The sequence below is a fragment of the Vibrio sp. SCSIO 43135 genome (assembly GCF_023716665.1).
Taxonomy (GTDB): Bacteria; Pseudomonadota; Gammaproteobacteria; order Enterobacterales; family Vibrionaceae; genus Vibrio; species Vibrio paucivorans.
In genome coordinates this window covers 1,939,287-1,953,197 of the sequence record NZ_CP071859.1, presented here as the reverse complement: position 1 = coordinate 1,953,197, position 13,911 = coordinate 1,939,287, and the positions used below count along the sequence as shown (strand labels likewise).

At 45.6% G+C, this 13,911-nt stretch carries 15 protein-coding genes; 9 read left to right on the top strand and 6 right to left on the bottom strand.

The genetic code is table 11. From position 1 onward, the window contains the following. Positions 1 to 30: 30 nt before the first annotated feature. Genes J4N42_RS08620 through J4N42_RS08590 form a run of 7 tightly spaced genes read left to right on the top strand, consistent with a single transcriptional unit; the run spans position 31 to position 5,573 of the window. Positions 31 to 918, top strand: coding sequence for a type II secretion system F family protein (locus tag J4N42_RS08620; protein ID WP_503033544.1), 888 nt, complete (start codon positions 31 to 33; stop codon positions 916 to 918). Next, entirely contained in the window at positions 918 to 1,796 is an 879-nt protein-coding gene (locus J4N42_RS08615; protein ID WP_252027470.1) for a type II secretion system F family protein, read from the top strand. Before J4N42_RS08620 ends, J4N42_RS08615 begins: the two co-directional genes overlap by 1 nt. After that, positions 1,789 to 2,517 carry a tetratricopeptide repeat protein gene (locus J4N42_RS08610; protein WP_252027469.1) on the top strand — a complete coding sequence of 243 codons (729 nt, stop codon included), beginning with the start codon at positions 1,789 to 1,791 and terminating at the stop codon, positions 2,515 to 2,517. The genes J4N42_RS08615 and J4N42_RS08610 overlap by 8 nt, the downstream gene beginning before the upstream one ends. Positions 2,518 to 2,524: 7 nt before the next feature. Beyond that, the gene (locus J4N42_RS08605; RefSeq protein WP_252027468.1) at positions 2,525 to 3,058 is read left to right on the top strand and encodes a TadE family protein; all 534 of its coding nucleotides are present in this window, start codon (positions 2,525 to 2,527) and stop codon (positions 3,056 to 3,058) included. Next, complete coding sequence (gene tadF, locus J4N42_RS08600; protein ID WP_503033543.1) at positions 3,033 to 3,602, top strand: tight adherence pilus pseudopilin TadF; 570 nt, start codon at positions 3,033 to 3,035, stop codon at positions 3,600 to 3,602. Before J4N42_RS08605 ends, tadF begins: the two co-directional genes overlap by 26 nt. Position 3,603: 1 nt before the next feature. Next, positions 3,604 to 4,902, top strand: a complete 1,299-nt coding sequence (locus J4N42_RS08595) for a TadE/TadG family type IV pilus assembly protein (protein WP_252027467.1) — start codon at positions 3,604 to 3,606, stop codon at positions 4,900 to 4,902. Between the two features lie 53 nt (positions 4,903 to 4,955). Then, positions 4,956 to 5,573, top strand: a complete 618-nt coding sequence (locus tag J4N42_RS08590) for an OmpA family protein (RefSeq protein ID WP_252027466.1) — start codon at positions 4,956 to 4,958, stop codon at positions 5,571 to 5,573. Positions 5,574 to 5,590: 17 nt separating this feature from the next. On the opposite strand, the gene J4N42_RS08585 is transcribed toward J4N42_RS08590, so the two are convergent. The 6 genes from J4N42_RS08585 to J4N42_RS08560 form a co-directional block, all read right to left on the bottom strand. After that, positions 5,591 to 7,078, bottom strand: a complete 1,488-nt coding sequence (locus tag J4N42_RS08585) for a GGDEF domain-containing protein (protein WP_252027465.1) — start codon at positions 7,076 to 7,078, stop codon at positions 5,591 to 5,593. 228 nt (positions 7,079 to 7,306) lie between these two features. Then, positions 7,307 to 7,912: a CDP-alcohol phosphatidyltransferase family protein gene (locus tag J4N42_RS08580; RefSeq protein WP_252027464.1), complete on the bottom strand. Its 606-nt coding sequence runs from the start codon at positions 7,910 to 7,912 to the stop codon at positions 7,307 to 7,309. Continuing rightward, the gene (locus tag J4N42_RS08575; RefSeq protein ID WP_252027463.1) at positions 7,905 to 8,552 is read right to left on the bottom strand and encodes an ATP-binding cassette domain-containing protein; all 648 of its coding nucleotides are present in this window, start codon (positions 8,550 to 8,552) and stop codon (positions 7,905 to 7,907) included. The genes J4N42_RS08580 and J4N42_RS08575 overlap by 8 nt, the downstream gene beginning before the upstream one ends. Then, positions 8,518 to 10,227, bottom strand: coding sequence for an ABC transporter permease (locus J4N42_RS08570; RefSeq protein ID WP_252027462.1), 1,710 nt, complete (start codon positions 10,225 to 10,227; stop codon positions 8,518 to 8,520). The genes J4N42_RS08575 and J4N42_RS08570 overlap by 35 nt, the downstream gene beginning before the upstream one ends. Positions 10,228 to 10,272: 45 nt before the next feature. Next, complete coding sequence (locus J4N42_RS08565; protein WP_252027461.1) at positions 10,273 to 11,436, bottom strand: ABC transporter substrate-binding protein; 1,164 nt, start codon at positions 11,434 to 11,436, stop codon at positions 10,273 to 10,275. A gap of 301 nt (positions 11,437 to 11,737) precedes the next feature. Beyond that, positions 11,738 to 12,184 (bottom strand): META domain-containing protein, encoded by a 447-nt coding sequence (locus tag J4N42_RS08560; RefSeq protein ID WP_252027460.1) that lies wholly within the window; start codon positions 12,182 to 12,184, stop codon positions 11,738 to 11,740. A 214-nt stretch (positions 12,185 to 12,398) separates the two neighbouring features. Between J4N42_RS08560 and J4N42_RS08555 the strand changes: the two genes are divergently transcribed. Both J4N42_RS08555 and J4N42_RS08550 read left to right on the top strand, forming a co-directional pair. Then, positions 12,399 to 12,647, top strand: a complete 249-nt coding sequence (locus tag J4N42_RS08555; RefSeq protein WP_252027459.1) for a DUF1289 domain-containing protein — start codon at positions 12,399 to 12,401, stop codon at positions 12,645 to 12,647. A 61-nt stretch (positions 12,648 to 12,708) separates the two neighbouring features. Continuing rightward, a complete protein-coding gene (locus J4N42_RS08550; RefSeq protein ID WP_252027458.1) occupies positions 12,709 to 13,881 on the top strand; it encodes a BamA/TamA family outer membrane protein in 1,173 nt (390 codons plus the stop codon). Positions 13,882 to 13,911: the final 30 nt, after the last annotated feature.

Genomic DNA, 13,911 nt, shown 5'->3' with positions numbered 1-13,911 from the left:
CTTTTCCTTGTTATAGCAGGAGGTGCGCTAATGTGGCGCACTCTTCGTGCTGAAAAGCGTAAGAACATTGAAACGTATCTTTCAGAAGCGAATACCACGCTGTTGGTGTCGTCAATGGAGAGCGATAAACAAGCTATTGATCTTAAAAGCCTAACAGAAGACTCCATCGCAAAGTCATTCAAACGCGTACTCAGCCATACCACCAACATGCTTGGCAAAATGGCAGGCCTAAAAATCACCGCCTACTTAGTGTCAGTTTGGTTTGTGGCGATGTTTTTCAACAGCAACTTTTTACGCGCGCCTATGGAGTGGGTGGGTAGCATTGTACTCCTCGTGAGCATTCCAGTTGGATACCTTTGGCTGAGTAAGCGTGAAAAGAAGCGTTTTGATGGAGAGTTTCCTGATGCGCTCAATATGCTGGCGGGTGCAGTGAGTGCCGGGGAAAGTATCACCCACGCGATCATGTTTGTTGGTCGCTCGCTTGATGGCTGTGTGGGCAAAGAGTTTAAACGTATGGGGGAGCGCTTGCAGCTCGGAGAGTCGCCAGACAGCGTATTTCGAAAAGCGTGCAATCGGTTTCCATATTCGGAGTTCCAGTTCTTTGTCATCACATTAAGAGCGAACCTCCAACGTGGTGGTCAGCTAAAAGAGGTGATCTCTCGCCTAAATCGATTGATGTTTGAATCGCGAGCGATTGAAAAGAAGAAATACGCGTTAACCGCTGAAGCGCGAACCTCGGCAAAGATAGTGGCAGCGATCCCTTTTTTCTTCCTGTTTATGCTGCAATTCCTAAGTCCGGAAAACTATCAATACGTTATGTTTCATCCTGACGGTAAGCCGATTCTTTACTACGTGATCATCAGTGAATGTGTCGGGCTGCTCATCGTTTGGAGCCTAATGCGCGGGGTAAAATCATAATGGACCGCCAGCTTTATATTTTTCTACTTTTGATGATTACAGCCGTTGCCTTGATCGCATTTGTGATGATTGTGTTTAGCGCGTACAAACGTAGAGCCGTCATTTCGGGCTTTTCACATAACAAGGATAACTCCTCGAGCAAAAAATGGTGGGGGCTGAAAGACGTTTCCTTTTCTCAACTGCTGACTACGAATGTCGATGAAGCCCAGCAACGCTTTATTGCCGCGGGCTTTTACGATTTCTCCTACGCACGTTTTTATATGCCGGTAAAAATAGTGGGGTTTGCGTTAGGTGTGGTAGGCATAGTGTTCTATCACCGAGCTCACCCGCTTGCGATGGAAACACTGGTCATAGCGATTTCAAGTATTGCGCTTGTGTGTATTGTAGCGCCGGACTGGTATCTGAATTACCGCAAAAAATGGTTGCTCAACAAAATATCTAACCAATTGCCTTATCTGCTCGACTTAATGGCGGTGTGCGTGCAAACCGGTATGACGATCGAGTCTTCGATGAGTTACCTCGCTCAGGAAATGAAAGGATTTGATCGTCACCTCGCGCAGATGCTACGTCGAACGAATGAGCGCTCGCGTGTTGTTGGATTAGAGCAGGCTCTGGATGAGCTGTATACGTCTGTGCCTTCTAACCCTATGCGCAGCTTCGTGATGACTTTGAAGCAAAGCTTGCAGTACGGATCTTCGATTTATCAGGTTCTTACCGGGTTGGCCGCGGATATTCGAGAAGTGAAGATGCTTGAACTAGAAGAAAAAATTGGCAAGTTGTCGGCCAAAATGTCCATTCCATTGATCGTTTTTATCATGATCCCATTGGTTATTTTGATCGCAGCTCCAGGTGTAATGAGGATGATGTCTAATGCTTAAACACATTTTTACTGTACTCGTGTCCTTGGTTGTAGTGACTGGCTGTGTGTCGAACGAAACTACGCTGAATGATGACAACAAAGAGATGATCTATCAGCAAACCAACAATCACGCTGAGTTGGTGAGCTTGTACAAGCAGCGGGTGGCGGCGCAAGATACGTTGGAAAATCGTATCAACTTAGCGTCGGCTTACTATCAGTCTGGAAGATACGATTCAGCTCTTTTTGTTCTCGAGCCATTAGGCCAGCAGCAAGGTAACTATGAAGTGCTGTTAGTGAAAGCAAAATCACAATTCAAACTAGGTCGAACCCAGCAGTCCATTGATACTGCTATATCAGCACTTGAGCTGCAAAGTACTGGCGAAATCAATAATCAACTTGGAGTCGCATATTCGCAGTTAGGCGAGCTTGACGTCGCTCGGGAGTATTTTGTAGCGGCAAAACGCCGTTTCTACGATGACGTAAAAGTGGACAACAACCTCGCGGTATTGGACATATTGGAAGGCGACTATGCCAGCGCAGTCGCTCGTCTACAGCCGCTTTACACGCAAGGGGTTGCCGATGACACCATGCAAGCCAATTTAGTGCTAGCGCTAGTAAAAAGTGGCGAGTTAGCTCAGGCCAAGAGGTTAATTGCAGCGAAAGGCAGCCGAAAACAAGCTGCACTTTACGTTGAGCAACTGGCTCAATTGCAATCGTTAGACCCAGCCGCTGCGGAGTAACGATGCCATGATGATGCGAATAAATCGATACACACAAGCGAGAGCAAAGAGGCCATCTCGACCTAAGCAAAAAGGCCTTGCGACCATTGAATTCGTAATGGGTTTTACGGCCTTCTGGCTGATGTGCATGGCATGGGTTGAAATGAGCTACCTGTCTTATGTATCGGCCATTGGAGATTTGTCGGTATCTGAAGCTGCAAGGCAAGCTAAAAAGTCGGAACAGAACTACCAGCAGGTCTTTCATAATACCATTCACGATAGTGACTCGTTATGGACCTCGCTGGTGTCGGAAAGTAATTTCCGCCTGTCGGTTCAGTTCCTCAAGGATATTGAAGCGCTTAAAGCATATGAAGAGGCCTGCGAGGGTGATGAGGATCAACCCGTTGTCGCTTGTGGCGAGCCGTTCCAAAGTGCGATAGCCATTTATCGTGTTCAATACGATTTTTCACCCATCTTTACTTACTTTCTCGATACGAGCTCTTTGCTAACGCGAGAGGTGATAGTGATTCAGGAATATGAGCGTGATGAATTTGAGCTGTAATCCTCAGGCTGGAAAGCGTAAGCAACGAGGTAACTTCACCGTTGAGTTTGCGATTGTCGGTGTGTTTTTTGCCTTACTGTTAGCGTTTAGCGGCGATGTGATCATTAAATTGTCGCACAACGGTAAGCTCGATAGATTGAGCTTTTCGTTAGTTAATATGCTCAAAGAACGAACTCAGTTTTTCTCTGAAGGGCAGGATATTCAACGCCAAGATGTCGATGACTTGTATCTGATTGCCGAAAATTCCCTGCGCCGAACGTTAGGGACTTATGATGATGAGCGATTTGGTGTTGTGATCGAGTCTTTATCTTTCAGTGGAATTGGTGAAGCTAACTCTCCACGTCGTTTCCAATTTGGCGCCAATCAGTGTCAATTGTCACGCAATATGGCTGATTTAGAGGACCTTTCTGTTGTGACGTCATGGGGCAGGCAAGCGCCTTTGTACCGAGTGACGCTGTGTTACCAAACTGATAACTGGTTCGGTCGGTTGGTGGATGGCGACTACACTCGGGTTCAATCATCATCTGTGATTATTGGGAGATAACATGACGCGAATTTCTAAACAGCGAGGGCATGCAGCGTTACTGTTTGTGATGATCATTCCTGCATTATTTGGGCTATTTGCTTTGGCCAGTGATGGAGCTCGGGCGATACAGTCAAAAGCCCGTATTCAAGATGCTTCAGAAGTTACTGTGCTTGCGATTGCAGCGCACAATGATGACAACATTGGGCAAAGTGAGTTGGGCCAAGGGAGCGCGGTGAACCAACAAATTGCTAGCCGATACGTCAACTATTACCTAGGCGATCTGTCTTCAATAGAAAGCATCAACGTACGTCGATTGAATTGTGAGGATATTCCAGAGTGTTTGGATGGTCTCGCACAAGACGAACCGCGGTTTTTCCAATATGAACTCGATGTTGTTACTCGCCATCAAGCATGGTTTCCCAAAAGTGATGGCTTTGAAGGCTTTGATGAAACCTTTGATGTAAAGGGTGCTTCCATGGCGCGAAAATATCAGAATCAAGCAGTAGATGTGGTATTCGCAGCGGATTTTTCAGGTTCGATGGACGATGGTTGGAATGGCGGAAATCAAACGAAGATCCAAGACTTGATGGACGTGATTGAAGAGGTGGTGGCCGAGTTGGAGAAGTTCAATGAAAACCACCAAGAAGAAGCGAACCATGTCGGGATAGCACCTTTCGACTTTTATACGCGCAACATGATCGGTGGTCGCGAGAAAGATATTAGTGAACTGATTTTCAGTGGTAACAGTATTGATTACGGTCGAACGGTTGAACAGGTTTTCATTGAGAAAAGCCAAGAAGTGAGCAATAGCAATGCTGATAGGTCAAACAATGTTGAGCTAACGGATGATTTTGAGCAGTTCCGTCGAGATATCCGATACTTCCGAGCGGGAGGAGGGACCTCATCAGTGGCAGGAACGATACGTGCTGCACAGATGCTCCAAAAAGGAGAAAGCCCTAGACGACTGCTCATTATCCTTTCTGATGGTGAAGATAATCCTGATTGGGGCCCGAGCAAATACCGAGAACCTTCGTACGGTTCTCGACCGTCTTTTGAAACAATTGGTCGGACGTTAATGATTAACTACAACATGTGTGATGTTATCCGTAGTGGGCTTTCGGATGCGTACACGCCTGATGGAACCAAGATTGAAGCAAAAATTGCTGTTATTGGTTTTGACTACGACGTTAATGACAACGATGCACTTATGTATTGTGCAGGCGAAGACAATGTTTACGAGGCACAGAATCGGGACGAAATCCTAAACAACATCCTCGAATTAATCACAGAAGAAATCGGCCACCTTGGCAATGGCTAAAGAAGTGACGAACTATTTTACATCAGCCTCATTCAACTCCAAATAGGGACACAATGAACGTTAAATTGAACATGTTGGCGAGCTTAGTTGGCTTGGCTTCATCACCTTTAGCTGCTAATGACTTACAGCTGTACTGTGGCTCAGACAATGGCCAATACGAGATAACCGCAAAAGCGCAACAAGGTGTGCGGGTTCACTTAGATCAGGGTACATTTTTACAGGTAACGGAAGAAGTTCCACCTGAAAGCCAAAAGATGCTAGCCAGTGCATTGGAATCGATAGGCGTATCGAGCAGCTGCAGTGAATATTTTTCTAAGCAGGGGAAGTACTCTGAGCTCAACCAAGGTGAGCTTGTTGCGAGGGTCCACTTCTCATTCGATAAATCGGAATTAACCGATAACTCGTTGTATGTATTGAACAACCTGATTAAACAAATTCAGGCAACGCCTTCGAAACTGCAAGTGGAGGGTCATACCGATTCGACAGGGAGCGAGGCATATAACTTCCAGTTAGGCCTGCGCCGCTCGGATGAAGTGAAACAATACCTTGTTTCTGAAGGTGTGAACGCTGATCAGCTTGAAAGCGTATCGCATGGTGCGTCTCAGCCCATTGAAGATAACAACGATCGTGAAGGGCGCGCCGCTAATAGGCGTGTTGATATTACGTTATAAAACGAAGGGTGAGATAACTACGCCGACGGCAGTTCATCTGCGAACACAAAACGAAACTGGTGGTATTTGGCATAATACATAGCCTTGTCTGCCAGTGTCGTTGAATCTTTTATTTGCGCTGCACTTTGCTGGTACACAATACCGATACTGGCAGACACATTCAGCGCTGTCCCCTTAAAGTTGGTAGGCTTTTCGATGCTGTTGGCGATGTTGATTGCCAACTGCTGGATCTGTTTTTTGTTTACCAGCGACTCCGATACCAGTACGAATTCATCACCACCCAATCGATAGACAGAAGCGCTGTCGCCAGCGGCTGTTTTCAGACGGCTGGCAACATGGCAAAGAGTGTGGTCTCCCGCTGCATGACCGTAGGTGTCATTGATGGATTTGAACCCATTCAAGTCAATCATCAAGACGGTACTGTTTGATTCGGGCCGCTTCGCCAATTCAGAGATCTTTTGTCTAAAGCCTGTACGGTTATATGCACCGGTTAATGGGTCTAGCAGGACTTTCTTTTCCAGCCTTTTTTGTGTGTTCACTAGTCGGGTTACTTCTAAGCCTGAACATTCAATACTGTGGTCAGAAATATCTACTTTATTGATTTTGTAATAGCGTGATTTTGTATTGAGGTCGATCTTTAGGGTATCGCCACTTTTAAACTCGTTAGAAGCAATCAGGCGTAATAGCTGCTCTCTCTTTTGTTTGTTGCCGACCGCATTGACCACCTCACATGAACCAAATACGTTGATGAATTTTTGATTTGCTCGTATTACGGTTTTGTCTTGCGTGTTGATAACAAACAGACAAACCTGCGTGAGGTTGTAAGTGGTTTGATACTGGTTCCGGGCGGCCTTAGCTGTGTTTAAGCTATCGAGCATTCTGTCTTGTAGGCGATCCATGGACGCAAATAGTTGACTGAACTCTTCAAACTGATGAAGTCGCGCAGTTGGTGCAGTGTGCCCTTTTATCGATAAATATCCATAGCGCTGAGCTTCGTAAAAGGGCTGTTTGAGTGCTCGAATGATTGCACGGCTAAAGACTATGGATGCGAGAATAATCACTCCGAGCGCTGAAAGCACATAAAGGACATTGCTACTGACTGCGTCTTGCAGAAATAGGGCGTCGGTTCTTTGAATGGAGAGTGTTCCAATATGCTCACCATCAACCATCAAATCCAGCGCCATGCCACTGGAGGTCTCAACGTTAGAATCTAGCCGAGTACGGGCGAATATATCCTGAGAATAAGTACTAAATAAGGTCGCGGAAGCGACATAATCAATCGCGGACAGATTGTTGACCACCGCTTTCCCCATCGCTCTGTCATTGGCGTAGATTGCTTGCGTGGCCGACTTTTTGTGTAGATTTATCGCGTCTTTGATTCTGTCGGTATGTAGCTGTTGCTGTTCTTGGTATTTCAGGTAGGAGACCAGCAACAAAAGTAAGACGAGTGGAACTGTTGTCGAAAGTAGATAAAGAGTCACAATATAATTTGAAAATCTCTTCATAGAACCCCTATGACTTATAAAGTGCGAGCTTGCATAAGGGTTAGTATATATCCGCTTAAACTATCGGCGATGGCTTACTGATGTATATAACAATAGATTTCACAAGTCCTTAAAAGATGCCTGTTCTTAAATTAGTGCGATAAGCTTTATTTGCTAGAGCTGGCTTTTGGTTGATGAATTTCCGGTGTTATATAAGGATATTTATATTTTTGTAGTGGCTAATTTTGTTCACTTCAGAGTGTGAAAACCTGAATAAATGCGAGTGAAAGTCGTAAACCAGCAAGCTGCGCCGAAGACATAAGCGATAATGGCGAAATGAGCAGGGAACAAGCAGAATAGGATGAAGCATCCAATGGTTTCTGTTCCTTCTGTTAAGCCACTCATGTAGTACAGCGATTTGTGTTTGTAGACAGGGTTTTCAATACCGCGCTTTCCCGCCATGACGGCAAAAGCAAGGAAACTGGTTCCCGTACCGATGAAAGAAAAGATAAGGAATGCGCCAGCGATGGCATTGCTCTCAGGGTTGGCTAACACAAAGCCAAATGGGATGAGCGAGTAGAATAGAAAGTCGAGGCTAATATCCAGAAAGCCGCCGGAATCACTGATGCCCTGAATCCTTGCTAATGCACCGTCAAGTCCATCACACACTCTGTTTAACAGAATGAATACCAAAGCAATGTCGTATCGTTCGGCTATCAGCGCCGGAAACGCCAAACAGCCTAAAACAAATCCGAACAAGGTAACTTGATTGGCGGTGACGTTGAATCGGTTGAGCACTTTTGCCGATTGAGCCAGTGGCCTACGAATCACTTTAATACTAACGCTATCAAGCATGTGTGTTCTCCCAAGGCCAGTGTAAAACCTTTCCATTGTCTGGAATGTCGTCTTCGTCGTGAGTCACCATAAGTGCCGGGATATTTGCTTGTTTTAACTGCTCAATAACCCAATCCCTAAACTGGATTCGTAGGTCTTTGTCGAGCTTGCTGAAAGGTTCATCGAGCAGTGCCACTTTAGGTTTGGCGAGTAACATACGCGTCAAGCTAATACGGGCTCGTTGTCCCCCTGAGATTTGGTCTGGAAACGACTCGGCCAGTTTAGTAAGTGAGATACTTTTAAGCGCGTGCATGGCTTGAGCTTTACGCTCACTGCCTTTAACTGAGTTTGGCAGTGCGAAAGCCAAATTCTCCCAAACGTTTAGATGGGGAAACAGCAAATCATCTTGGAATAATATCCCGACTTCTCGCTGATGGGGGGCGAGCTCACACATTGACTGCCCATTCAGTCGTACTGACCCTGTGTAAGTAAATTCATCCGATAGATGGCCAGCGATCACATCAAGTAAGGTGGATTTACCACAGCCACTAGGGCCCATCAAGGTAAGCACTTCCCCTGGTTGTACTTCCATATTTAAAGAGGAAAACAATGCATCGCCACCGGCTTTACGGATGGCGAGGTTTTCGAGACAAAGACTCATTCGGTATTAGACCTTTGATAGATAAACGGCGATATCTAACCTGTAAGCGGCTGATTATTATCGCAAAGGAGAAAAATAATAGTGGCAGAATTGCCTGCCAAATAGCGTATATAGCGGTGACACGGCGATCGAATCCGCTAGAAAGAGCAACGGCCTCGGTAGTGATGGTGCTAATCCTTCCGCCCCCGAGCATTAGGGTTGGTAAGTATTGAGCTAGGCTGACACTGATCCCGACCGCCCAAGCAAACACTATCGCAGGTAATAAGATTGGTAGCTTAACGCTATACCAAGCTTGAAGTGGCGTTTTTCCTAAACTTAGTGCGACACGTGTTAGCGTAGGATTGAAGCTGCGCCAAGGCCCATCTAGCGATAGATAGACGAATGGAAATGCGAAGAAAACATGCGCCCAGTTAACCCATAAGTAATACGCATCGCTACTTATGTATAGCGTGGCGACTTGAAGACCAAACAGTAGCGATAACTGGGGCAGTAACATTGGGATAGCAATAATGTAGCCGGGTACCTGTAAGCGATATCTAATGCGATATTCATGAGCCAAGACAGCTAGAAACAACGCAATCGTCGCACTAATCAGAGCGATAGAAACACTTTGATTGATTGTGCTTATTAGCCCCTGCCACTCGAATTGCCAGAAACGTTCGCTGTATCGACTTGGTAAAAGATCAGGAAAGCGCCAGCGCTGCGCTATGCTCCATAGAGCAAGTAATGGCAACATGATGATGGCTAATGATAGCAGCCCAGCAAAAATAGACTTTCCAGGGAGTGCAACTCCGAAACGGCCGGAATATTGCCAGCGGCGAAGCCCTTTCGTCAGCGCCCATTCAAATCCACGAGCGAATCCAATCAAAAGCGAAGCGATTACAAACAGTACGACTGCTCCCGCCGCGGCCCTAGGCAATAACTGTAAATCTGGGTCACTAAACCACTGCCAAACCAAAACCGCTAGCGTAGGTGGATTAGTCGGGCCAATAATTAGCGCGACATCGACGACTGATAGGGAATAGGCGATCACTGCCAACATTGGGAAGCGCAGTTTGCGGAACCACTGAGGCAAGATACATTTCCACCACATTTGTGACTTACTATAGCCAAGAGATGCACTGACTTTTTCAGTCTGCTCTATGTTGAGTTGAGCCAGAATAGAAATACTCATCAACAACAAGAACGGTACCTCCTTCAGCGCAAGCATCACAATCAACCCAAGCGCGTAAGGGTCTTTTACAAGCAACGCCATAGCGTCGACGTTACTGGCAGAAGCTTCAAATCCAAATAGGGAATGAAGTGCACGCACACCCATGCCTGTTGGCGCAAACAAGAATGCAAATCCAATCGCAAACGCGACGTGAGGCATCGCAAGAAGGGGAGACAGTGACAGTTCTATTTTACGCCAAAAACGCGTCCCCCAACTCGCTTTCAAAATAGCAAAGGTGAGCAAGCAGGCAAGGTAACTACTGGCAATCGCAGACCAAACGGTGAGGCCAATTGACTGCCATATGCCTTGCCAATCAAATACCTGTGCAAATCCGTCAAGAGAGAACTGATTCAGCCCAATGGGCGGCACATAGCCAAATGCAGACACCAACACTCCTACCAACCCAGGTATGGTTGGTAGGATACAAATGGCGATGATGACGATATAAAGGGCTCTTAACATATTGTTTATTTTAGTAACTCAGTGCGGCTTTTATGGTTAATCAACCTAGCTTCCGTAGCGTTTTAACCACTCTTTTTCGATCGCGGCTTGCCAACTTGGATGAGGTTCTGCCACCGATTTAAACTGCTGAGTATTCTTTGCGCTGCCAGTAAGGTAGTCGCTGCTCAGTACAGATGGATCGCCCCAAATGTTGATGTCACCTTTGCGTGATTGTGCTTCTGGACTCAGTAGGAAGTTGATCGCGACTTGAGCTCCAGCACTCGACTTTGCATTCCATGGAATGGCGAGGAAGTGAATGTTAGATAGCGCGCCATATTGCATTGCGTAAGCTTTGGTCGACTCTTCTAGCTTGCCACTTGCCTGAGCGGAATACACCGCATTAGGGTTGAACGTAACCGCTAAGTCGATTTGGCCATCGTCGAGAAGCTGAATGGATTCTGATGTACCAGCAGGGAATTGCTTACCGCCACGCCAAGCCACTTTATGAAACTCATCTAAGTATTTCCAAAGTGGCGCTGTGACCGCATCGAATTGCGCCTCTGAAACCGGTTTAGCCAGTGCAGGGTCGTTGTCGGTCAGCTCGATCAGCATAGATTTAAGTACGCTTGTACCGTGAAACTCCGGCGGGCGAGGGTAAGTCAAACGATTCGGGTAAGCTTTAGCGTAGCTGAGCATTTCTGAAAAAGACTGTGGTGGATTGTAGAGCGATTCACTATCGTGAATGAATACCAACTGACCCACCCCCCAAGGGGCTTCTAACCCTTCTGTTGGTTCAGAGAAGTCTACATCGACAGGCAAGGATTTATCCACGTATTGCCAGCTTGGTAGGGATTCCACAAATGGGCCGAATAATAGCGCATTGTCTTTCATCGATTTGAAATTCTCGCCATTGATCCAAACCATATCAACACTGCCACCAGTATTCTTTCCTGCGGCTTTTTCAGCGATAAGACGGGTCGTCGTTTCTGCAATGTCAGTCACTTTTACATGTTTTAGAGTCACACCATACTGCTGCTGTAAGCGAGTATCAGCCCATTGCAAATAACGGTTTATCTCTTGGCTGCCTCCCCAAGCATGAAAGTAAACGGTTTGTCCCTCAGCTTGGGCTTCAATTTCTTGCCAATCAGTGGCGAAGGCGGAGGTAGATAGCAGTGAAGAGGTAGAAAAGACCGTGGCCGCAAGCCCTACCGTGCTGAGTAGCTTTTTCATATTTTCGTCCATTTTGAATTGTTCTAATTGTGTGATGTCAGCATAAAAACACCGACAGTTCACTAAGTCCTATGATTCATTGTAATTCGATAATAGATTCAATCAATTACTATCCTTAATAAGGATGAAACAGAGCGTAGGATTCTTCAGGCGTATAGACCTTATTTCAGTAGAAATAATTTCATTCAAGTGGAGAAAATTGTTGGGCGAGGTGTTAGAAGATGTAAATAGGTGGCTTTAGTGACACAAAAAAAGGAGCCATAAGGCTCCTTTTTTTAAAATGGATTAGGAAAAAACTGAATTAGTTTTTCCAGTCATTCAATGTGAACGTTAGCGTGTGAACGTCGTTTTTCAGCGTTAGTGTATCTTTAGTTAGCGTCATGTCGCTCCAGTCAGATAGCGTTTGAGAGAACGCTTGCTCTGTGTCCATTACGTCGCCAACACACATTTTCATCGTCATGCCCATTTTTTCTACACGGAATTTGTTGTCTTTCAGTTCACCTTGACCGAAGAAGTTGTTACAACCAGCGTTGCCGTTAGCAGTCATGTTTTCGCCGATTTCTAGGCGAGGTGCTTGTTGCTTTTCGTTAGTTACAACGTCTTGGCCGTCAATTTGAGTCAGTTCCCAGTTGTGGTGCTGTAAATCTTGAGCTGTAATTTCTTTCACATCGTCACCGTTACTTGCGCATGCAGTTACTAGTACAGGAAGAGAGATTGCGGCAAATAGTGTTTTTAAACTAAGCTTCATAATAATTAGACTCCAAATGTGGAAACATAGGCGAGATAGTCATCTGGCCTTGAGATGCTGTGCAGTATAGCTAATAAAACACTGTTTTTGTCAATGTTAAGTCATAGTTTCATATAAAGTCTTGTTTTTAAACCAAGCAGAATGGTGTGCGAAATTGACAATAGCTTGAAGTTTAACGTAACGTGTTGATAAGCAGGTAAAGTAGGGGGCGGCGATGGAACAGCTTGAGTTTTTTGTTGTACCTAGTCCATGTGTAGGGATTTGCACCGTTGACGACAAAGGCTACTGCCAAGGTTGTATGCGTAAAAGGGAAGAACGCTTCAACTGGTTGTCGATGACTCCTGCCCAGCAACTTCACGTCATAAAACTCTGTCGACAACGCTACCGCAGAAAAATGCTTCAAGGTAGAATTCCTACTGAAGAACCTCAAGAGCCAAGCAGTCCGCAACAAGATTTGTTTTAACGTCCTAACCGTATTTTTATTTATGCCATTATTCTTTTCTAGAATGTTGAAAGGATTCACATTGAATAACAAAACCCGCGCAGCGATTACCTTAATAAGTGCCACATGTACTTTTTCCGCCCAATCGACATCGTTTACTGATCCTATCGACGGTATGTTTGACATGGGCGAATACTTGGCAGAAAACGCTTATGGTTTCTTACCTGTCCCAATACTGATTACCGAGCCTGCTGTTGGATTAGGTGGCGGCTTTGCTGGCGTGTTCTTGCATGAATCTGAAAAAGAGAAAGAACACCGTAAGAAGCTGGCGATGGAATCATTAGATGGCGGAGCCAGATTGATACCACCTGCGGTCACTGTGGCAGGCGGTGCAGCGACTGAAAATGGTACTTGGTTTGCAATCTTGGGCCATCGACGTACATGGAATAAGGATTCGATCCGTTACATGGGTGGGATTGGGTATGGTAATGCATTTATCGATATATACTCCGATCTTGGTGGGTTATTGCCGCAAGACAAACCACTCAGTTTTGAAAGTGACAATAAAGGTTATGGTGGTATCCAGAAACTGCAGTTTAGAGTAGGGGATTCGCCGCTATTTTTAGGTGTGTCTCAGTTTTGGACTCGTTCTGAAGTAACCTCCAGCAATCAAATCATCAATAAGATTTTAGAACTGACTGTTGGTACAGAAACCACCGCTTCGGGTTTAGGCTTTGTCGCTGAGTATGACACTAAGAACAGTTTCTTTTTCCCTACCGATGGATATTCAATTAATGCCGAGTATTTGTGGTTCAGAGATGCTATCGGCTCTGACAATGATTACGAAACCTTCGCGTTAGACGGACAAGCATTCTTCCCACTTTCAGAGCAGTGGACACTTGGTTTTGCCGGTAATTACGCCTCGCTGACGACTGATGAACTTAGCCTCCCGCCTTTAGCTCGCCCCTACGTAAAGCTAAGAGGTATCGCTGCGTATCGTTATCAAGATAATTATGTAGCTTCAGTTCAATCACAACTGATGTGGCACTTGACGCCACGCTGGACACTATCGGGCTTCGCTGGAAGTGGTTCAGCAAGTAAAGATTTCGATGGCTTGTATGAAGATTCTGAGTTTGCTTATGGTGCAGGCTTTCGTTATTTAATTGCCCGTCGTTATGGCATCCATATGGGGATGGATTTTGCTTTCAGTGAGGATGAAAACGCGTTTTACTTCAATGTAGGTTCGGGCTTCTAATACTATTCAGCTTCTAAATGAGAAAGGCCA

What these genes read in the sequence shown, in the direction of transcription:
- J4N42_RS08620 (WP_503033544.1), top strand. Translation starts at nt 31, where the DNA reads ATGTGGCGCACTCTTCGTGCTGAAAAGCGTAAGAACATTGAAACGTAT.
- J4N42_RS08615 (WP_252027470.1), top strand. Translation starts at nt 918, where the DNA reads ATGGACCGCCAGCTTTATATTTTTCTACTTTTGATGATTACAGCCGTT.
- J4N42_RS08610 (WP_252027469.1), top strand. Translation starts at nt 1,789, where the DNA reads ATGCTTAAACACATTTTTACTGTACTCGTGTCCTTGGTTGTAGTGACT.
- J4N42_RS08605 (WP_252027468.1), top strand. Translation starts at nt 2,525, where the DNA reads ATGATGATGCGAATAAATCGATACACACAAGCGAGAGCAAAGAGGCCA.
- tadF (WP_503033543.1), top strand. Translation starts at nt 3,033, where the DNA reads ATGAGCGTGATGAATTTGAGCTGTAATCCTCAGGCTGGAAAGCGTAAG.
- J4N42_RS08595 (WP_252027467.1), top strand. Translation starts at nt 3,604, where the DNA reads ATGACGCGAATTTCTAAACAGCGAGGGCATGCAGCGTTACTGTTTGTG.
- J4N42_RS08590 (WP_252027466.1), top strand. Translation starts at nt 4,956, where the DNA reads ATGAACGTTAAATTGAACATGTTGGCGAGCTTAGTTGGCTTGGCTTCA.
- J4N42_RS08585 (WP_252027465.1), bottom strand. Translation starts at nt 7,078, where the DNA reads ATGAAGAGATTTTCAAATTATATTGTGACTCTTTATCTACTTTCGACA.
- J4N42_RS08580 (WP_252027464.1), bottom strand. Translation starts at nt 7,912, where the DNA reads ATGCTTGATAGCGTTAGTATTAAAGTGATTCGTAGGCCACTGGCTCAA.
- J4N42_RS08575 (WP_252027463.1), bottom strand. Translation starts at nt 8,552, where the DNA reads ATGAGTCTTTGTCTCGAAAACCTCGCCATCCGTAAAGCCGGTGGCGAT.
- J4N42_RS08570 (WP_252027462.1), bottom strand. Translation starts at nt 10,227, where the DNA reads ATGTTAAGAGCCCTTTATATCGTCATCATCGCCATTTGTATCCTACCA.
- J4N42_RS08565 (WP_252027461.1), bottom strand. Translation starts at nt 11,436, where the DNA reads ATGAAAAAGCTACTCAGCACGGTAGGGCTTGCGGCCACGGTCTTTTCT.
- J4N42_RS08560 (WP_252027460.1), bottom strand. Translation starts at nt 12,184, where the DNA reads ATGAAGCTTAGTTTAAAAACACTATTTGCCGCAATCTCTCTTCCTGTA.
- J4N42_RS08555 (WP_252027459.1), top strand. Translation starts at nt 12,399, where the DNA reads ATGGAACAGCTTGAGTTTTTTGTTGTACCTAGTCCATGTGTAGGGATT.